Origin of the sequence: Streptomyces sp. adm13(2018), assembly GCF_008042145.1 — a bacterium.
Classification (GTDB): Bacteria; Actinomycetota; Actinomycetes; order Streptomycetales; family Streptomycetaceae; genus Streptomyces.
The window spans coordinates 786,104-805,537 of record NZ_RDBH01000141.1; the positions used below are offsets into that span (position 1 = coordinate 786,104).

Genomic DNA, 19,434 nt, shown 5'->3' on the forward strand with positions numbered 1-19,434 from the left:
GCCCCCCACAGTCAGGTCCCGGGCCTTGAGCCGGATCCGGGGCCGGAGGGAAGGGCGCCCTCCCAACCGGGGGCGCCCTCCTGCAACACCGCCCCGGACGCCGAGACGTCCCGTGCCGACTCCGGTCGGCTCGCGCCCGGGATCGGCAGGACCGTGTCCGAGCGGCCGAGCAGCCAGGCCGGCGCCACCCGCTGCGGACTGACCCCGCGCGCCCGCGCCACCCGGTGGAGCGCCCCGAACTCCGGGTCCTCCTCCTGGGCCGAGGCGCACGAGCCGTTCGTCCTCCCCGGGCGCGCCGCCCGGCGGGTGGTAGGAGTCGGCGGTGTCGAGCAGGGTCACGCCCGCGTCGAGCGCGGCGTGCACGGTGGCCACGGCCCGCCTCTCGTGCGGCCGGCCCTCGACGGAGAGCGGCATGGTGCCGAGCCCGACGGCCCCCACCCGTACGTCCCCCAGCATCCGGAAGCGGTTCACCGCGCCCCGCCGACCGTCTCGGCCACCGCGTCCGCGAGCCAGGAGGAGGAGTGGGAGAAGGCGTAACCGAGGCCGACCGGAGGGGAGTTGTCCACGGCGTACGAGCGGGCGAACGAGAACGGCGAGATCTCGCTCCTCGTCACCTCCCGGAAGCCGCTCCTGCCGCCGGACCCCGCCGACCGAGACCTGCCCTGACCGCGGGCCCGGCCACCCGGGACCGGCCCTGACCACAGCCCCCGGCCACCCGGGACCGGCCCAGGCGGCACCGGCTCTTGCCTTGACGTCGGCGTCAAGGCGTACGTTCGGCGCATGCGCATCGGAGAGCTCGCCGAGCGGGCCGGCACGACCACACGGACTCTTCGCTACTACGAGTCCCGTGGCCTGCTGGCCGCCCGGCGCACGGAGAACGGCCACCGCACCTACGACGAGGGCGACCTGCGCCTCCTCCGGCAGATCAGAACCCTGCAGGACTTCGGGTTCGAGCTGGAGGAGACGCGGCCGTTCGTCGACTGCCTGCGCGCCGGGCACCCGGCGGGGGACTCCTGTCCCGCGTCGATCGCCGTCTACCGGCGGAAGGTCGCCGAGCTGGACGGGCTGATCGACCAGCTGCGGGCGGTGCGGGCCGAGGTGGGCGCCCAGCTGCTGCGGGCCGAGGCGGAGCTGCCGCACGGCCCGGAACCCCGGTGCGAGCTCGATGCGGAACGGTACGGGGACGCCGCGACGACGGCGACGACGGCGACGACGGAGGGACGACAGGCATGACGACAGGCATGACGGCACACACGGGAGAGGTGGCCGAGGTCACCGACGCCGATTTCGGTACGGAGGTGCTGGCCGCCGAGCGGCCGGTCCTGGTGAAGTTCACCGCGGAGTGGTGCGGGCCGTGCCGGCAGCTCACCCCGGTGCTGGCCGCCCTCGCGGCGGAGGAGGCGCAGCGACTCCGGATCGTCGAGATCGACGTCGACCGGAACCCGGGGACCACGACGGCGTACGGGGTCCTCGCGACCCCCACCCTCATGGTCTTCCGGGCGGGCGAGCCGGTGAAGGCGATCGTCGGCGCCCGCCCGAAGCGCCGCCTCCTCCAGGACCTGGAGGACGCCCTGGGGTAGGACGGAACGGCCGCCTTCCGGCAGGGCATACGGAAATACCCCGACTAGAATTGACAGTCGGGGTATTTCATCGCGTATATTAATGGATTCTGCGCCCGAAATCAGTACGGGCGCAGAGAAGTTCAATAAACGCACTGTATCGCGCCGGGAGTCGAATTGTCAACCGAGGAATTTCGGAACGAACAGCAATTCATCACCGATCTGTACGCCCGCCTCGACGACCTGAGGGACCAGGCCGAGGCCGCCGTCGAGCGCGCCCTGCGCACCCCGGGCGTCGGCGGCAACCAGGGCCGGCTCGAACGGGACGTCCTGGTCGCCGAGCAGTCCGGGCTGCTCGCCGCGCTCAACGCGGGGGAGAGCGGGCTCTGCTTCGGCCGCCTCGTCTTCCAGGACGGGCGCGACCACCACATCGGCCGGCTCGGCATCCGCGAGGACGACGCGCACCGCACCCCGCTGGTCGTCGACTGGCGCGCCGAGGTCGCCCGGCCCTTCTACCTCGCCACCGGGTACGAGCCGATGGGGCTCTCCCGCCGACGGCACATCAGCACCCTCGGCCGCACGGTCACGGCCCTCCACGACGAGGTGCTCGACCTCGCCGACGCCACCCGCACCGGACACGAGAGCCGGGACGCCGACGAGGTCCTGCTCGCCTCGCTCGACGCCGCCCGCACCGGCCGGATGCACGACATCGTGCAGACCATCCAGGCCGAGCAGGACGCCATCATCCGGTCCCCGCACCGCGGGGTCCTGGTCGTCGAGGGCGGCCCAGGCACCGGCAAGACGGCGGTCGCCCTGCACCGCGCCGCCTACCTGCTCTACGCGCACCGCGAGCAGCTCGCCAAGCGGGCCGTCCTCATCGTCGGCCCCAACCCCGCCTTCCTCGGCTACATCGGCAACGTGCTGCCGTCGCTCGGGGAGACCGGCGTCCTCCTCGCCACCCCCGCCGAACTCTTCCCCGGCGTCCGGGCCACCGGCACCGACACGCCCCGGGCCGCCGCCGTCAAGGGCTCGGCCGCCATGGCCGAGGCGCTCGCCGCCGCGGTCCGCGACCGCCAGCAGGTCCCCGGGCGCGGCGAACCGCTGATCGTCCCGCACGAGGACGGCGACCTGGTCATCGACTGGGACATGGCCCTGGAGGCCCGCCACAAGGCCCGCGAGACGGCCCTCCCGCACAACCTCGCCCGCCCCTACTTCGTCTTCCGGATCCTCGACGCGCTCGCCGAGCAGCTCGCCGACCGGATCGGCGCCGACCCGTACGGCGGCCCCAACTTCCTCGGCCCGGACGACATCGCCCTGCTCGCCAAGGGCATCGCGGGGAACCCCGACGTGTACGCGGCGATCGACACCCTCTGGCCGGCGCTCACCCCGCGGGACTTCCTCGCCGACTACCTGGCCGAACCCACCCACCTCGCCGACGCGGACGACCTCCGCGCGATCCGGCGCGACGGCGGCGCCTGGACGCCCGCCGACGTGCCGCTGCTCGACGAGGCCGCCGAACTCCTCGGCGAGGACGACTCGGCGGCCCGGGCCGCCCAGGAGGCCGAACGGCAGAAGCAGATCCAGTACGCGCAGGGCGTCCTCGACGTCTCCTTCGCCTCCCGCACCTACGAGTTCGAGGACAAGGAGGAGCACGACAAGGACGCCTCCGAGGTCCTCTCCGCCCACGACATCATCGACGCCGAGCGGTTCGCCGAGCGCCACGAGGAGGCCGACCACCGCACGGCCGCCGAACGCGCCGCCGCCGACCGCACCTGGGCCTTCGGGCACATCATCGTCGACGAGGCCCAGGAGCTCTCCGCGATGGCCTGGCGGCTCCTCATGCGCCGCAGCCCCAGCCGCTCGATGACGCTGGTCGGCGACCCCGCCCAGACCGGCGACCCGGCCGGCGTCGGCGCCTGGGAGCGGATCCTCAGCCCGTACGTGCAGGACCGCTGGGAACTGGTCCGCCTCGGCGTCAACTACCGCACGCCCGCCGAGATCATGGCCGTCGCGGCAGCGGTGCGACGGGCCGACGACCCGGACTTCGAGCCGCCGAGCTCGGTGCGGTCCACCGGGGTGGAACCCTGGGACCGCACCGTGGACGACCCGGTGAAGGAGGCCGCCGACGCGGTCGCGACCGAGCTGCGCGAGGAGGGACGGATCGCCGTGATCGCCCCGCCGGAGCTGCACCCCGGCCTGATCGCCGCGCTGCCGGACGCCGCGTACGGCCGGGCGCCCGACCTCACCCGGCCGGTCGTGCTCCTCGACCCCCGGCAGGCGAAGGGCCTGGAGTTCGACACGGTGCTGGTGGTCGACCCGGAGGGCGTCGTGGCCGGGGCCGCGCACGGGACGAACGACCTGTACGTGGCGCTCACCCGGGCGACCCAGCGGCTCGGGATCATCCGGTCCGCAGCTCGCAGGTGAAGAGCCGCGCGCCGTCCTGGTAGCCGGTGATCTCGAACGCCCCGGCCGTGTCCGCGGCCCCCTCGCCGGCCGCGGGCACCGCCCGGAGCAGACAGGGACCGCCGTGGAACTCGGCGTACCGGTCGAAGGCGATCCGCAGGGCGACCGGCAGGCACGGACGCGGCCACACGGCCGCCGAGACGGCCTGCCGGCCCGCCTCCAGGAAGAGCATCCCCGGTATGTGGTCGTTGGGCCGCTGGAACAGGGTGGGATGGTCGGTGTCGACGACCAGCTCCCACACCCCCTCCCGGCCGGTGGGGGCGAGGAGGACGTCGTCGACCCTCGACCGCCCGGCGAGCGGCGCCGGGGCGCGGCGGGTCCACGGGTCGGGGCGCACGACCCCGGCCTCCAGGTGTCCGCCGCGCAGCCTGCGGTAGGCGGCGCCGCCGGCGAAGCGGGCCCGGGAGCCGCCCGTCGCCACCACGTCCGCCCCCCGCCGGACGGTCCAGTCCACCAGCATGTCGGTCAACTGGCCACCACGTACCACGAGTTCGGCGAACCGGACCTCGATGTCCGGATCGCCGCCCCTGATGTCGAGCCCGGCCGGATCGCAGCTCAGCGAGATCTCGCTGAGCAGGATGTGCCGGTTCAGCGGAAGCCCGTGGACCGAGTGCAGCAGCGCCATCGTGGCCTGCCGCAGGGTCTCGACGACCATGAGCGGGTCGTGACACCGCTCGCCGCCCCGGCGGAGCGGGGTGAAGAACGGGTGGTCGGTGGGCCAGTTGGCCCGTACGGCGAAGCGCTCCTTCCCGTCGAGCGGTCGCCACTCGACGGGAAAGGTGTCCTCGCCGCGCACCCGGTGGCAGAGCTGCGGCGACAGGCGCCGCTCGATGGTGTCCTGCGTCATGTGCCCGCCCGTCTGGACCTGTCGGCCTGATCTGGAGAGCGAACATAGCCGAACGGCGGGCGATTTGCCCGAACGCGTGAACGATCAACTGAATGAGCGTCACTTATCGGACAGGTGGCGCTCTTTACCGCCTTGCCGGCTCCGGGCCGCGCCCTCCGGCCGTCACGCGGGCCGCAGCCAGACCGTCGCCAGCGGCGGCAGCGTCATCCGGATGCTGGCCGTGCGCCCGTGGTGCGGAACCGATTCGGCCTTCACCGGATCGCGCCCCACCACGTCCCCGCCGCCGTACCGCCCGGCGTCCGTGTTCAGCACCTCCGACCAGGCCACCACCGCGTCCGGCACCCCGAGCCGGTAGTCGTGCCGGACGACCGGCGAGAAGTTCGAGACCGCGAGCAGCGGCGAGCCGAACGCGTCGAGACGCAGGAACGCGAAGACGTTGTCCTCGGCCGCGTCGCCGACCACCCACTGGAAGCCGTCCGACGCCGTGTCCCGCTCCCACAGTGAGGGCGTGTCCCGGTAGACCGTGTTCAGATCCCGGACCAGGTCCTGGACGCCCCGGTGGTCCGGCTCCGCCCCGTACGCCGGATCCAGCAGCCACCAGTCGGGCCCGTGCTCCGCCGACCACTCCGCCCCCTGCGCGAACTCCTGACCCATGTACAGGAGTTGCTTGCCGGGGTGGGCCCACATGAAGCCCAGGTACGCACGGTGGGTGGCGCGCTGCTGCCACCAGTCGCCCGGCATCTTCGACACCAGCGACCGCTTGCCGTGCACCACCTCGTCGTGCGAGATCGGCAGGATGTAGTTCTCGCTGTACGCGTACACCATCGAGAACGTCATCTCGTGGTGGTGGTACTTCCGGTGCACCGGCTCCTTCTGCACGTACTCCAGCGAGTCGTGCATCCAGCCCATGTTCCACTTCATACCGAAGCCCAGACCGCCGAAGCCGCCCGGCCCCACCTGGTCCGTCTCCCGGGTCACCCCGTCCCAGGCGGTCGACTCCTCCGCGAACGTCACGATCCCCGGGCAGCGCCGGTACACCGTCGCGTTCATCTCCTGGAGGAACGCCACCGCGTCCAGGTTCTCCCGGCCGCCGTACTCGTTCGGCAGCCACTCGCCGTGCTCCCGCGAGTAGTCCAGGTAGAGCATCGACGCCACCGCGTCCACCCGCAGCCCGTCGATGTGGAACTCCTGGCACCAGTACACGGCGTTCGCCACCAGGAAGTTCCGCACCTCCTTGCGGCCGTAGTCGAACTCCAGCGTCCCCCAGTCGGGGTGGTGCGAGCGGCGCGGGTCCTCGTGCTCGTACAGCGGCCTGCCGTCGAACTCCGCGAGCGCCCAGTCGTCCTTCGGGAAGTGCGCCGGGACCCAGTCCATCAGGACCCCGATCCCCGCCGCGTGCAGCGCGTCCACCAGGAACCTGAAGTCGTCGGGCGTGCCCATCCGGGCCGTCGGCGCGTAGAAACCGGTGACCTGGTAGCCCCAGGAACCGCCGAAGGGATGCTCCGTGACCGGCATCAGCTCCACGTGGGTGAACCCCATGTCCCGGACGTACGCGGGCAGCTGCTCGGCCAGCTGCCGGTAGTCCAGCCCCGGCCGCCAGGACGCCAGATGCACCTCGTACACCGAGATCGGCGACTCGTGCGGCGGCCGGGTCCCCCGCCGGGCCATCCACTCCGCGTCGCCCCAGCTGTAGTGCGAGGCGGTCACGATCGACGCGGTGTTCGGCGGGCACTCGGTGCGGCGGGCCATCGGGTCCGCCCGGACCGTGTGCGTCCCGTCCGGCCGCGTGATGTCGAACTTGTACAGCGCGCCCTCGCCGATCCCGGGCACGAACAGCTCCCACACACCGGTCGCACCCAGCGAACGCATCGGCAGCGCCGTGCCGTCCCAGTGCGTGAAGTCCCCCGTGACGCGGACGCCGCGGGCGTTCGGCGCCCAGACGGCGAAGCGGGTGCCGGCGACCCCGTCGTGGGTCATCGGGTGGGCCCCCAGAGCCGTCCACAGCTCCTCGTGCCGGCCCTCGCCGATCAGATGCAGGTCGAGCTCGCCGAGGGAGGGCAGGAAGCGGTACGGGTCGTGGACCGCGAGCTCGTCCTGACCCTCTTCGTACCGGACGCGCAGCTCGTACGCGGGAACCTTGCGGAGCAGCGGCAGCAGCGCGGAGAAGAGCCCGTCGCCCTCGCTCCGGAGCGGGATCCGGCGGCCCTTCGCCAGGACCGTCACCTCCTTCGCCCACGGGCGGAGCACCCGGACCACCACGCCGCCCCGGACCGGGTGCGCGCCGAGCACGCCGTGCGGGTCGTGATGCTCTCCGGCGAGCAGCCGGGACCGGTCGCCCGGATCGAGCGGTGGCGCCGGCCGGGGCGCCGGGGGCGCGGCTGCCTTGCCTGCCTTGCCGGTCGTGCTGCTACTGCGSGCCGTCTTCGCGGCGGCGAGCGGCACGGCGGGCGCGGGGGTGGTCCAGCGCATCCACGGCGACCTGCACCTCGGGCAGACCCTGCGCGGGTCCGACGGCGGCTGGGCCGTCATCGACTTCGAGGGCGAGCCGGCGAAGTCGCTCGACGAACGGCGCAGCCCGCAGCACCCGGTGCGGGACGTGGCCGGCATGCTCCGCTCCTTCGACTACGCGGCCCGGACACACCGGCCGTGGAACGCGGACTGGGCGGCGGGGAGCCGGGCGGCGTACTGCGCGGGCTACGCGGAGGCGGCGCCGCCTCCGCGTAGCCCGCGCAGTACGCCGCCCGGCTCCCCGCCGCCCAGTCCGCGTTCCACGGCCGGTGTGTCCGGGCCGCGTAGTCGAAGGAGCGGAGCATGCCGGCCACGTCCCGCACCGGGTGCTGCGGGCTGCGCCGTTCGTCGAGCGACTTCGCCGGCTCGCCCTCGAAGTCGATGACGGCCCAGCCGCCGTCGGACCCGCGCAGGGTCTGCCCGAGGTGCAGGTCGCCGTGGATGCGCTGGACCACCCCCGCGCCCGCCGTGCCGCTCGCCGCCGCGAAGACGGCGCGCAGCCCGGGGACGAACGGCAGCAGCGCCGGCACGGCCTGTGCCGCCGTGTGCAGCCGGCGGTCCATGGCGGCCACCAGCCGCTCGGTCTCGTCGCGGCCGAGCCGCCGCGTGGGCAGCGCCTCCGCGAGCGCCAGGTGGACCTCGGCCGTGGCCCGGCCGAGCGCCCGCGCCTCCGCGGCGAAGTCCCGTCCGTCGGCGAGCGCGTCGAGCGCGAGCCGCCAGCCGTCGCGGGAGTCCCGGAGGTACGGCTGGAGGACGCCCAGCGTCGCCGCGCCCGACTCGAACCAGGCGACCGGTTCCGGGACCCTGGCGCACCCGGCGCCCGCGAGGGCGAGGGGGAGCTCCAGATCGGGGTTGGCCCCCGGACTGACCCGGCGGAAGATCTTGAGGATGAACGAATCTCCGTAGACGAGCGAGGAGTTGGACTGCTCGGCGTCCAGCACCCGGGGGGCGAGGGCGGCCGGCAGCTCCGTGGTGGCGTGGAAGCGCAGCGGGCCGGTCCGGCCCGGGCTGCGCAGCCGCTCGTAGAGGAGGCCGGCGAGCCGCGGGTCGCGCAGCCCTTCGTACACGGCGCGTCCGGCGAGCGGCCCCTGCCGGATCCGCCCGATCAGGGCGGGGGCGAGGCGGGGGGGCAGCTGGGTCCGTACGCCCAGGAGCAGTTGGTAGCAGTCGGCGGGCGTTCCGGCCGGCCGGCCGGGTTGTTCCACCCGTACGAGCAGATGGAGAAGGCCGGGTCCCGCGCCGTCCAGGGGCAGCAGCTCGGTGGCCGCGTCCAGCGTGAATCCGGTGACCCGTCGGCCCTTGCCCGCGAACCAGCGCTGCCGGGGCAGCCATTCGTGGAGCAGGGGCGCGAGGGACGGAAGGAGGGCGTCCGGGGCCCGGGTGGTGGATGCGGTCTCCGGCATGGCATCGCGTCCTTTCCCCGGGGCGCGCAGAGAACTGTCGTATGCGTTCAAATGCGCAGAGTGTCCCGGATGGCGGCTGGGGCTGTCCGGATGTGCGGGACGTGTCGGAGGGGGAAGATCCGTATGGGCCCGGCAAGAAGGCCCGGATGGACCTGAATCGTGCGGTGAAACGTGTGTGGGTCACAGTGCCCAGGGCGGGACGGGAGGAAACCGTCCCACCTCGGACGAATCAGAACCGACCGGCGGTCAGCCCTTCTTGAGACGGAACCAGTAGAAGCCGTGTCCCGCAAGGGTGAGGAGGTAGGGAAGCTGGCCGATGGCCGGGAACGTCACCCCGCCGATCAGCTCGACGGGCTGGGCTCCGGCGAAGCGCCGGAGATCGAGTTCGGTCGGCTGCGCGAACCGCGAGAAGTTGTTCACGCAGAGGACCAGATCGTCGCCGTCCTCCCGGAGAAAGGCCAGTACCGCCGGGTTGGACGCCGGGAGTTCGGTGTACGTGCCCGTCCCGAACGCCCTGTTCTGCTTGCGGATCTCGATCATCCGCTTCGTCCAGTGCAGCAGTGAGGACGGCGAGGTCATCCCCGACTCGACGTTGGTGACCTGGTAGCCGTGGACCGGGTCCATGATGGCCGGAAGATACAGCCGTCCCGGGTCGCAGGAGGAGAAGCCGGCGTTCCGGTCGGGGGTCCACTGCATCGGCGTGCGGACGCCGTCGCGGTCGCCCAGCCAGATGTTGTCGCCCATGCCGATCTCGTCGCCGTAGTACAGCACCGGGGAGCCCGGCAGCGAGAAGAGCAGCGCGGTGAACAGCTCCATCTGGTTGCGGTCGTTGTCGAGCAGCGGGGCGAGGCGGCGGCGGATGCCGATGTTGGCCCGCATCCGCGGATCCTTGGCGTACTCCGCGTACATGTAGTCGCGTTCCTCGTCCGTGACCATCTCGAGCGTGAGCTCGTCGTGGTTGCGGAGGAAGATGCCCCACTGGCAGCCGGAGGGGATCGCCGGGGTCTTCGCCAGGATCTCCGAGACCGGGTAGCGGGACTCGCGGCGCACGGCCATGAAGATCCGCGGCATCACCGGGAAGTGGAACGCCATGTGGCACTCGTCGCCGCCGGAGCCGAAGTCCCCGAAGTAGTCGACGACGTCCTCGGGCCACTGGTTGGCCTCGGCCAGCAGCACCGTGTCCGGGTAGTGCTCGTCGATCTCCTTGCGGACCCGCTTCAGGAAGGAGTGGGTCGCGGGGAGGTTCTCGCAGTTGGTGCCCTCCTGCTGGTACAGGTACGGCACCGCGTCGAGCCGGAAGCCGTCGATGCCCAGGTCGAGCCAGAACTTCAGGGCGGACAGGATCTCCTTCTGCACCGCCGGGTTCTCGTAGTTGAGGTCCGGCTGGTGTGAGAAGAACCGGTGCCAGTAGTACTGCTTGCGGATCGGGTCGAAGGTCCAGTTCGAGGACTCGGTGTCGACGAAGATGATCCGGGCGTCGGCGTACTGCTTGTCGTCGTCGGCCCAGACGTAGTAGTCGCCGTACGGCCCCTCGGGGTCGCGCCGCGACTCCTGGAACCACTCGTGCTGGTCGCTCGTGTGGTTCATGACGAAGTCGATGACCACGCGCATCCCGCGCTGGTGGGCCGCGTCGACGAACTCCACGAAGTCGGCCAGGTCGCCGAACTCCGGCAGCACCGACGTGTAGTCGGCGACGTCGTAGCCGCCGTCGCGCAGCGGGGACTTGAAGAACGGCGGCAGCCAGAGGCAGTCCACGCCCAGCCACTGGAGGTAATCCAGCTTGGACGTGATGCCCTTCAGATCGCCGACTCCGTCGCCGTTGCTGTCCTGGAAGGAGCGGACGAGGACCTCGTAGAACACCGCCCGCTTGAACCAGTCGGGATCGCGGTCCTTGGCGGGGGTGTCCTCGAAGGTGTCGGGGACGGGCTCGTTGACAGTCATGAGACGGGTGACCCTCCGGTCTGCGGGGACGGTCGCAGGACGAGGACGTGCGCGGGCGTGACGCCCGGTTCCAGGCGCACGTAGCTGGCCCTGCCCCAGTGATAGGTCTCGCCGGTGAGCTCGTCGCGCACCGGCACGGTCTCGTGCCAGTCGAGGCCGAGTTCCGGCATGTCCAACGAGAGCGTCGCCTCCTGGGTGTGGTGCGGGTCGAGGTTGACGACCACCAGAACGATGTTCGAACCCGAACGCTTGCTGTACGCGATCACCTGCGGGTTGTCGGCGTCGTGGAACGTGATGTTCCGCAGGCGCCGCAGCGCCGGGTGACGGCGCCTGATCCGGTTCAGCGTGGTGATCAGCGGAGTGATCGTTCTTCCGGCCCGCTCCGCCGACTCCCAGTCACGCGGCCTCAGTTGGTACTTCTCCGAATCGAGGTACTCCTCGCTCCCGTCCCGCACCGCGGTGCCCTCGCACAGCTCGTACCCGGCGTACATGCCCCAGGACGGCGACAGCGTCGCCGCGAGCACCGCGCGGGCCTCGAAGGCCGGCCGGCCCCCCTTCTGGAGGTAGCCGGGCAGGATGTCCGGGGTGTTCACGAAGAAGTTCGGCCGCATCTGCGCCGCCGTCTCGCCCGAGAGCTCCGTCAGGTACTCCGTGAGCTCCTCCTTGGTGTTCCGCCAGGTGAAGTACGTGTACGACTGCTGGAAGCCGATCGCGCCGAGGGTCCGCATCATCGCCGGCCGGGTGAAGGCCTCCGCCAGGAAGATCACGTCCGGGTCGGCGGCGTTGATCTCGCCGATCACCCGCTCCCAGAACACCACCGGCTTGGTGTGCGGGTTGTCGACACGGAAGATCCGCACCCCGTGGTCCATCCAGAGCCGCAGGATCCGCACCGTCTCCGCGACGATCGCGTCCATGGTGTCGGCGGCCCCGTCGAACGCGATCGGGTAGATGTCCTGGTACTTCTTCGGCGGGTTCTCCGCGTACGCGATCGAGCCGTCCGGACGGTGGTGGAACCACTCCGGGTGCTTCTCCACCCACGGGTGGTCGGGGGAGCACTGGAGCGCGAAGTCCAGCGCGATCTCCAGCCGCAGCTCCCTGGCCCGCGCCACGAAGGCGTCGAAGTCCTCGAAGGTCCCCAGGTCCGGGTGGAGCGCGTCGTGGCCGCCCTCCGGCGAGCCGATCGCCCACGGCACGCCGACGTCGTGCGGCGCGGCGGAGAGGGAGTTGTTGGGGCCCTTGCGGTGGGTCTCGCCGATCGGGTGCACCGGCGGCAGGTAGACCACGTCGAAGCCCATGGCGGCCACCGCCGGGAGCCGCTCGGCGGCCGTGCGGAAGGTGCCCGGGACCGTACGGCCCTTGACCGTCCGCACGCCCTCCGAGCGCGGGAAGAACTCGTACCAGGAGCCGTACAGGGCGCGCTCACGCTCCACCCGGAGGGGCAACGCGGGGGAAGCGGACAGCAGTTCGCGCAGCGGGTGGCGGTCGAGTGACTCGACGACCCGGGGGCTCAGGGCCGCCGCGAGACGGGCGGCGGCCGGCCGGGACGCGTCGCGCAGCGCGTCCGCGGCGGCGAGCACCGCCTCCCGGGCTCCGCCCTTCTTCGGCACCCCCTTCGCGGCCCGCTCGTGCAGCTCGGCGCCCTCGGCGAGGACGACCTCGGAGTCGATCCCGGCCGGGATCTTGATCTTCGCGACGTGGCGCCAGGTGGCCACCGGATCGCTCCACGCCTCGACGGTGTACGTCCACAGGCCTTCGGCGTCCGGGGTGACCTCGGCACCCCACCGGTCGGTGCCCGGCGCCAGCTCGCGCATCGGCGTCCAGGGACCGGGGCGGCCCGACGGACCGCGCAGCACGACATTGGCGGCGACGGCGTCGTGGCCCTCGCGGAAGACGGTCGCCGTCACCTCGAAGGACTCTCCGGCCACCGCCTTCGCGGGGCGCCGGCCGCAGTCGACCAGAGGGCGTACGTCCAGCACGGGAATGCGTCCCATGAGCGGATTCACAGCATCACCTGACGGGTTACGGGGGTGCGGGTGGTGGTTGTGCGCTCTTTCTAGCTCCGTCGACGGCCGACGGGTTGCGGGCATGGCCGCTCCTGTCCGCGTTCACTCGGATGGCGGGTTCACAGGGATGAAGAGGGGGCATGGAGAGACGGGTTCGAGGGGGTACCGCAAAAGCCTTCCACGGTCTTCGGTCGGGCAATCCAGGCGCTTTGTTAACTACTAGGACGTAGCCGAGGCGGCAACCCCGGACACCGGACAGGGAAAGATCCGCGCCGTTCTCCGCCGCCCTCCCGCCCCCGGCACGGAAACGGCCCCGTCCCGGACGGGACGGGGCCGTTTCGCCCAGGACGTGATCAGTGCCGCGGAGACGTGTCCGACGACCACACCTGCCAGGGCTGACGGGCCACCCACTCCTCCACCGGAGCCGGTTCGAGACCCAGGACCTCCGTGGACACGCCGTCGTCGTCGGCCATCAGCAGCGGATCGGCCCCGCTCGCCATGAAGTGGTAGATCCCGGCGACTCCGGCCGCCGTCCGCGGGCCCAGCAATCCGGCCAGACCCCGCTCGAAAGCGGCCGGATCCAGCTCCTCGTACCGCACCGCCCGGCCGAGCCCCCGGCCGAACGCCTCGGCGAGCTCCCCGCCCGTCAGCGACCGCGCGCCGCCGATGTCGAACGTCCGGCCCTCCAGGTCCTCCCGGGTGAGCGCCGCCAGCGCCGCCTCCGCCAGCCCCCGGTGCGACAGCCACGCCGTCCGCGCCGAGGCCGGCAGCGGATAGGCCAGCACCCCGTCGTCGACCAGGGACGGCCCGTTCCACGGCGAGAACAGGTTGTCCAGGTACACCGGCGGCCGGATCACCACCAGCGGCACCCCGCTGTCCCGCAGCACCCGCTCCGCCAGCCTCCGCGTCTCGAAGGCGGCCACGTCTGTCGGCCCCAGCGGGATCCGGGTGTTGGAGTTGAACACCAGCCGCTCCGTCCCCGCGTCCAGGGCCGCCTCCGCCACGTTCCGCGCGTACGCCTCCACCAGGTCGCCCTCGTACACCAGCGGCATCGTCATGAACGCGTGCGTCGTGCCCTCGAACAGCTGTCGCACGTCCGCCGGCCGGCCCAGATCGCCGGAGAGGAAGAAGGCCCCCGGCAGCGGCGGCCGGTCGGCCGGTGCCCGCCGCGTCAGCGTCCGCACCCCGTGCTGCCGCTCCGCCAGCAGACGCGCCACCGCACCCCCCTGGAACCCCGTCGCCCCCACGACCGCCACCCGCATCGGATTCTCACTGGACATGTGTTCTGAGGCCCTTCGATAGACTTTCCCGGCTGTCGTGTCGGCGTCGTTCCAGGCTCGCCGCCACGGCTTCGGCCGTTCAATTAACAAACCGGGGCGGAAGTTGAAGGATCGTCCATGGCAATCGTGGGAACCGACCGTCACGCACAGCAGCCCGACCGGGACCAGCAGGACGACCTGCTGAGCGAACTGCTCACACCACTCCGGCTCACCGGGGTCTTCGACAGCCGCTGGCACGTCCGTGCCCCCTGGGCCATCGAGGGCGACGCCGAACACAGCTGCGCCGTCCTCCACTACGTCGTCGAGGGCGGCTGCTGGATCACCACCGAGGACGAGGCCCCCGTCGAGCTCCACGCCGGAGACCTCGTCGTCTTCCCGACCGGCACCGCACACCGCCTCTCCGACCGGCCCGAGCGCCAGGGCCTCCCGCTCAAGGCCGTCCTGCCCGAGCGGCAGCCCGGCACCTCCGGCGAGATCGTCATCGAGGGCAGCGGCCCCGCGAGCCGCCTGCTCTGCGCCGGACTGCACTACGACGCCAGCGCCGCCACCGGCCTCTACACCTCGCTGCCCTGGGCCCTCGTCCTCGACGCCCCCCAGGTCGACCGCGAGCCGCTGCTCCGCGACACCCTGCGGCTGCTGGCCGCCCCCGACCGGCCCGTCGGCCCCGGCGACCGGCTCATCACCCTCCGGGCCTTCGAGATGGCGCTCGTCCTGGCCCTCCGGCCACTGCTCCGCGAACTCGCCGGCAACCCGGCCTCGCTGCCGCTGCTGCGGCACCCCGGGATCAGCCGCGCCGTCGTCATGATGGCCACCCGCTTCGCCGACCCGTGGACCATCGACTCCCTCGCCCGCGAGGTCGGCATGTCCCGCTCCGCGTTCACCGCCTCCTTCCGCGACCTGGTCGGCGAGTCACCGGCCCGCTACCTCGCCGCCCGCCGGATGCACGAGGCCGGCCGGCTCCTCAGCGAGACCAGCGTCCCCCAGTCGGCGGTGCCCGCCCGTGTCGGCTACCAGAGCGCCGTCGGCTTCCACCTGGCCTTCCGCAAGTGGTTCGGAGTGACCCCGGGGGAGTACCGGGCGGGAGCCGACCGGGCCGCCTGACGGCACCGCCCGGCCCTCCCGAAGGACCCCCGGGGGCACCGCGGCCGTCCTCAAGGAGCCCGCCGGCGGACGGCCACGGCGCCCCGGCGCCCCCGACCTGACATCTTCGGGACTCCCTGGCCGGTTCATAAGGACCCCTGGCCGGACGCTCATTGTCCGGACGGGTCCCCCCGGACAGGCTCGGGACCGGCAATGCCGTGACACCCGAGGAGAGGCGACACATCCGTGACGAGGTCCGGACAGGAGTATCTGGAGGGACTGCGCGACGGGCGCGAGGTCTGGCTCGACGGGGAACGGGTCGCGGACGTCACCGCCCACCCGGCCTTCCGGTCCACCGCCGCCTCCTTCGCCGGCCTCTACGACCTCGCCGACGACCCCGCCCACCACCCCGTCCTCGTCCGGGACGGGGTGCGCCGCGCCTCCTCCGTACCCCGCTCCTACGAGGACCTCGTCGCCCGCCGCCGCGCCTTCCGCACCACGGCCCGCGCCAGCTTCGGCTTCCTCGGCCGCACCCCCGACTACATGGCCGCCGGAGCGGCCGGGTTCGCCGCCGCGCCCGCCGTCTTCACCGGCGAGACCTTCGACGGCGCGGAGCACGCCCTCGCCCTCCACCGCCGGATCGCCGAGGACGACCTGCACTGCGCGTTCACCCTCGGCAACCCGGCCCCCGGCCACGGCGGCGAGGACCTCGCCCTGCGGATCGTGGCCGAACGGGACGGCGGGATCGTCGTCCGCGGCGCCAAGACCGTCGGCACCGGCGCCGTCTTCGCCGACGAGATCCTCGTCGGCACCATCGAACCGCTCGCCCCCGACGACACCGAGCACGCCGTCACCTTCGCCGTACGCGCCGACACCCCCGGCCTCACACTGATCTCCCGCACCTCCTACGAGGAACGCGCCCGGACCGTCTACGACCACCCGCTGTCCTCCCGGTACGACGAGAACGACGCGATGCTGGTCTGCGACGACGTCTTCGTCCCCTGGGAACGGGTCCTCACCCACCGCGACCCGGCCACCACCGGCGCGATCTGGTGGCAGACGCCCGCCTACCTCAACTTCGTCCACCAGTCCGCGACCCGCTTCTGGACCAAGCTGGAGTTCCTCACCGGACTCGCGATCCTCATCACCCGCTCGAACGGCACCGACGAACTGCCGCCCGTCACCCAGGCCGTCGGCCGGCTCCTCGGCGCGGTCGCCCAGGCCAAGGCCTTCGTGCTCGCCGCCGAGGCCTCGTACGAGGAGGTCGACGGCGGCCGCGGCGGCGTCCGCCCCGGCCAGGACATCTCCTACGCCCAGCGGATCATGGCCGGCGAGCTCTACCCGCGCGCCGTCCAGGACATCCGGCTCCTCGCGGGCGGCGCCCTCGTCCAGCTCCCCGCCAGCGGACACGACCTCCTGCACCCCGAACTCGGGCCCCTCGTCCGCCGCTACTTCGGCACCCGCGACCACCCCGCCGAGGACCGCGTCAAACTCCTCAAACTGGCCTGGGACGCCCTCGGTTCCGAGTTCGCCGGACGCCACGAGCAGTACGAGCGCCTCTACCACGGCGCCCCGCACGTCTACCTGACCATGCAGACCCGGGCCGGCGCCGCGGAGGACTGCGAGGAGCTCGCCCAGGCCTGCCTCGACGGCTACGGCCTCGGGACCACCCGGTGACGACGGCACCGGCACCACGGCGCGGGGCACTCGCCCTGCTCGCCGCCACCCAGCTCCTGCTCATCATGGACACCGCGATCGTCAACGTCGCCCTGCCCTCCGTCGGCGACGACCTCGCCGCCGGCTCCGCCGGACTCTCCTGGGTGGCCAACGCCTACCTCATCACCTTCGGCGGACTGCTCCTCCTCGGCGGCCGGGTCGCCGACCTCCTCGGCCACCGGCGGGTGTTCCTCGGCGGCCTCGGCCTGCTCGCCGCCGCCTCCGCCGCCGGCGGCCTGGCCCCCGGCACCGACGCCCTCGTCGCCGCCCGCGCCGCCCAGGGCGTCGGCGCCGCGCTCGCCGCGGCCGCCGCCTTCGCCCTGCTGCTCCTGCTCCACCCCGACGGACCGGCCCGGCACCGGGCGCTCGGCACCTTCGCCGCGATGGGAGGACTCGGCGGCGTCCTCGGCACCGTCCTCGGCGGCGTCGTCACCGACCTCCTCGGCTGGCGCGCCACCTTCTGGCTCAACGTCCTGCTCGCCGCCGTCCTCGCCGCCCTCGCCCTCCGCGTCCTGGACCGCCGCACCCGGCCCGCCGGTCCGGGCGGCTTCGACCTCGCCGGGGCGCTCACCGCCACCGCCGGCCTCGGACTCGTCGCCTACGCGCTGGTCGGCGCGGCCGAGGCCGGCTGGCTCTCCGCCCACACCCTCGGCGCCGGAGGAGCCGGCCTCGCCCTGCTGCTCGCCTTCACCGCCGTCGAACGGCGGGCTGCCGCGCCCCTCGTCCCGCCGGCCGTGCTGCACCGGCCCGCGCTCCGGCTGTCCAACACCCTCGCCGCCCTCGCCCAGACCACCCTGTTCCCGATGTTCTTCCTGGTCAGCCTCTACCTCCAGGACGTACTCGGACAGTCGCCCCTCGGCGGCGGCCTCGGCCTGCTGCCGCTCTCGCTCGTCGTCGTCGCCGTCGCCCCGCAGACCGGCCGGATCATCTTCCGCATCGGCCTGCACCGGACCATGACCCTGGGCTTCGTCCTGCTCTGCGGCGGGACCCTGTGGCTGGCCCTGGCCCTCACCCCCGACGGCGGCTTCGCGGACACGGTCCTCGCCCCCAGCCTCGTCCTGGGCGTCGCCCTGCCGCTCGTCATGGTCACCACCAACGTGGCCGCCACGGCCGACGCCACCACCGAGGAGACCGGACTCGCCTCCGGACTCGTCAACACCAGCCAGCAGTTCGGCTCCGTCCTCGGCCTCGCCGTCCTGGTCGCCGTCGCCACCGGCCGTACGGAGGCCGTCGACGCGACCCGGGCCGCCGCCGAGACGGCCGGGCACCGCGCCGCCCTGCTCACCGGCGCCGCCTTCGCCGCCGCGGCCGCCCTCGCCTCCCTGCGCCTCCACCCGCCCCGATCGCCCCGACCGCCCAGACCGGACCCGACCCCACCGGCCGGAAGACGGGCCACCGACCGCCGCTGACCGCCCGCACCGAACCACTGCCCCCCGACCACCGGCGGGTGAGCCGTTCCTCTCCGGCGAACCGAGCCCCGAACAGGAGGAACCCCGTGCAGCTGGGCGACCCGCGCCACCACACCGAGGACATCCGCACCGCCGACCCGCTGGGCGCCGACGGACTCCTCGCCGCCGTCCCCGCCATGAACGCCGACGCCGACGTCGCCGCCCTCACCGTCGCCCTCCGCGCCCTCGTGCCGGACCCCGAACGGGCCGCCCAGTGGAGCGTCGGCCACGCCCTCGCCGCCATGCGCGACCTCGGCATCCTTCTCGGCTCGCTCAAACGGCACGGCGTCCAGCCCCTCGCCGCCGTCCCCGAGGCCCTGCCCGTCCTCGAACTCCTCGGCCGCCGCACCGACATGATCCCCCGGGACACCGTCCACCACTACACCACCTGGAACCCGCCCGGCCCCCGCCGCCGCACCTACACCGGCCACCCGACGGAGGCCCGCCTCCAGGACGCCGTACGGATGGTCTTCCCCGGCCTCGTCGCCGCCCTCGACGACTGCGGCCGGGTCGCCCGACTCGAACCGTACGACCCCGGCTTCGCCACCGCCCTCGACCGGGTGGCCCGCCACGTACGGGCCATGGTCGACGCCATCGACCTCACGGTGGCCCAGGTCCCCCCGGAGTTCTTCGCGACCGTCCTGCGCCCCTACTACGAGGAGGTCGAGATCGACGGCCGCGACTACCTCGGACCGGCCGCCGCACAGGTCCCGCTCTGGCTGGTCGACCTGACGCTCTGGCAGTGCGACCGCTCCGACCCCGCCTACCAGGCCTTCCTCACCGAGTCCGTGCCCTACGCGCTGCCCGCCTGGCGCGCCTTCCACGCCCGGCACCGCGGCGGGGTGTCGGCGGTCAGCAAGCTCTCCGCCGCCGTCAGCTGGGAGGGCGCCGACCGGCTGCCGCCCTCCCTGACCGCCTCGGCCGAGGCACTCGGCCGGGTCCTGCGCCTCCTGAAGACCTTCCGCGCCCGGCACCTCGGCATCGCCCGCAAGGCCTACCACGAGGAGACCCGGCTGTACGAGGAGGGCAGCGGCGGGGCCCCCGTCGCGCTGCTGCGCTCCATCCTGGACCTGACCAGGGAGAACGAGACCATGGTGCGCCGCGCGACCGTGCGGCGCAGTCCCGCAGGGGCCCCCGTCGGGCCGTCGGCCGCGTAGCGGCGCCGAAGGAGCAGTCGTCATGTCCC

At 72.9% G+C, this 19,434-nt stretch carries 15 protein-coding genes and 1 pseudogene; 7 read left to right on the forward strand and 9 right to left on the reverse strand.

The features are described from left to right. Positions 1-11: 11 nt before the first annotated feature. From EAO70_RS39720 to EAO70_RS38250, 3 genes and pseudogenes are all read right to left on the reverse strand, one after another. Positions 12-221 (reverse strand): hypothetical protein, encoded by a 210-nt coding sequence (locus EAO70_RS39720; RefSeq protein ID WP_261993134.1) that lies wholly within the window; start codon positions 219-221, stop codon positions 12-14. Positions 222-303: 82 nt separating this feature from the next. Then, a pseudogene (locus tag EAO70_RS39725) lies at positions 304-414 on the reverse strand (aldo/keto reductase); the annotation flags it as partial. A gap of 53 nt (positions 415-467) precedes the next feature. Then, complete coding sequence (locus EAO70_RS38250; protein WP_187284118.1) at positions 468-614, reverse strand: hypothetical protein; 147 nt, start codon at positions 612-614, stop codon at positions 468-470. 166 nt (positions 615-780) lie between these two features. Here EAO70_RS38250 and EAO70_RS31760 point away from each other — a divergent pair, with 166 nt between their 5' ends. The 3 genes from EAO70_RS31760 to EAO70_RS31770 all read left to right on the forward strand — a co-directional run bounded on the left by EAO70_RS31760 (position 781) and on the right by EAO70_RS31770 (position 3,983). Continuing rightward, positions 781-1,233, forward strand: a complete 453-nt coding sequence (locus EAO70_RS31760) for a MerR family transcriptional regulator (RefSeq protein ID WP_148006244.1) — start codon at positions 781-783, stop codon at positions 1,231-1,233. Between the two features lie 8 nt (positions 1,234-1,241). Further along, positions 1,242-1,580 (forward strand): thioredoxin family protein, encoded by a 339-nt coding sequence (locus EAO70_RS31765; RefSeq protein ID WP_148006245.1) that lies wholly within the window; start codon positions 1,242-1,244, stop codon positions 1,578-1,580. A gap of 156 nt (positions 1,581-1,736) precedes the next feature. Continuing rightward, the gene (locus EAO70_RS31770; RefSeq protein ID WP_148006246.1) at positions 1,737-3,983 is read left to right on the forward strand and encodes a HelD family protein; all 2,247 of its coding nucleotides are present in this window, start codon (positions 1,737-1,739) and stop codon (positions 3,981-3,983) included. Here the strand turns inward: EAO70_RS31770 and EAO70_RS31775 are convergent. The 6 genes from EAO70_RS31775 to EAO70_RS31800 all read right to left on the reverse strand — a co-directional run bounded on the left by EAO70_RS31775 (position 3,958) and on the right by EAO70_RS31800 (position 14,004). Then, on the reverse strand, positions 3,958-4,869 hold the full coding sequence (locus EAO70_RS31775) for a ScbA/BarX family gamma-butyrolactone biosynthesis protein (protein ID WP_148006247.1): 912 nt from the start codon (positions 4,867-4,869) through the stop codon (positions 3,958-3,960). The genes EAO70_RS31770 and EAO70_RS31775 overlap by 26 nt on opposite strands. A 162-nt stretch (positions 4,870-5,031) precedes the next feature. After that, on the reverse strand, positions 5,032-7,338 hold the full coding sequence (glgB, locus tag EAO70_RS31780; RefSeq protein WP_410091589.1) for a 1,4-alpha-glucan branching enzyme: 2,307 nt from the start codon (positions 7,336-7,338) through the stop codon (positions 5,032-5,034). Positions 7,339-7,394: 56 nt separating this feature from the next. Further along, the gene (locus tag EAO70_RS38580; protein WP_261993135.1) at positions 7,395-8,780 is read right to left on the reverse strand and encodes a maltokinase N-terminal cap-like domain-containing protein; all 1,386 of its coding nucleotides are present in this window, start codon (positions 8,778-8,780) and stop codon (positions 7,395-7,397) included. Positions 8,781-9,026: 246 nt separating this feature from the next. Then, positions 9,027-10,721: a maltose alpha-D-glucosyltransferase gene (gene treS / locus EAO70_RS31790; RefSeq protein WP_148006248.1), complete on the reverse strand. Its 1,695-nt coding sequence runs from the start codon at positions 10,719-10,721 to the stop codon at positions 9,027-9,029. Then, positions 10,718-12,712, reverse strand: coding sequence for an alpha-1,4-glucan--maltose-1-phosphate maltosyltransferase (locus tag EAO70_RS31795; protein ID WP_261993136.1), 1,995 nt, complete (start codon positions 12,710-12,712; stop codon positions 10,718-10,720). The genes treS and EAO70_RS31795 overlap by 4 nt, the downstream gene beginning before the upstream one ends. Before the next feature lie 365 nt (positions 12,713-13,077). Then, entirely contained in the window at positions 13,078-14,004 is a 927-nt protein-coding gene (locus EAO70_RS31800) for an SDR family oxidoreductase (protein WP_187284119.1), read from the reverse strand. A gap of 117 nt (positions 14,005-14,121) precedes the next feature. On the opposite strand from EAO70_RS31800, the gene EAO70_RS31805 reads away from it, so the two are divergent. From EAO70_RS31805 to EAO70_RS31820, 4 genes are all read left to right on the forward strand, one after another. Further along, entirely contained in the window at positions 14,122-15,105 is a 984-nt protein-coding gene (locus tag EAO70_RS31805) for an AraC family transcriptional regulator (protein WP_148006250.1), read from the forward strand. Between the two features lie 225 nt (positions 15,106-15,330). Beyond that, positions 15,331-16,761, forward strand: coding sequence for a 4-hydroxyphenylacetate 3-hydroxylase family protein (locus EAO70_RS31810; RefSeq protein ID WP_148006251.1), 1,431 nt, complete (start codon positions 15,331-15,333; stop codon positions 16,759-16,761). Further along, the gene (locus EAO70_RS31815) at positions 16,758-18,209 is read left to right on the forward strand and encodes an MFS transporter (protein WP_148006252.1); all 1,452 of its coding nucleotides are present in this window, start codon (positions 16,758-16,760) and stop codon (positions 18,207-18,209) included. Before EAO70_RS31810 ends, EAO70_RS31815 begins: the two co-directional genes overlap by 4 nt. A gap of 86 nt (positions 18,210-18,295) precedes the next feature. Beyond that, positions 18,296-19,405 carry a monodechloroaminopyrrolnitrin synthase PrnB family protein gene (locus tag EAO70_RS31820; RefSeq protein WP_261993137.1) on the forward strand — a complete coding sequence of 370 codons (1,110 nt, stop codon included), beginning with the start codon at positions 18,296-18,298 and terminating at the stop codon, positions 19,403-19,405. The last annotated feature ends 29 nt before the right edge of the window (positions 19,406-19,434 follow it).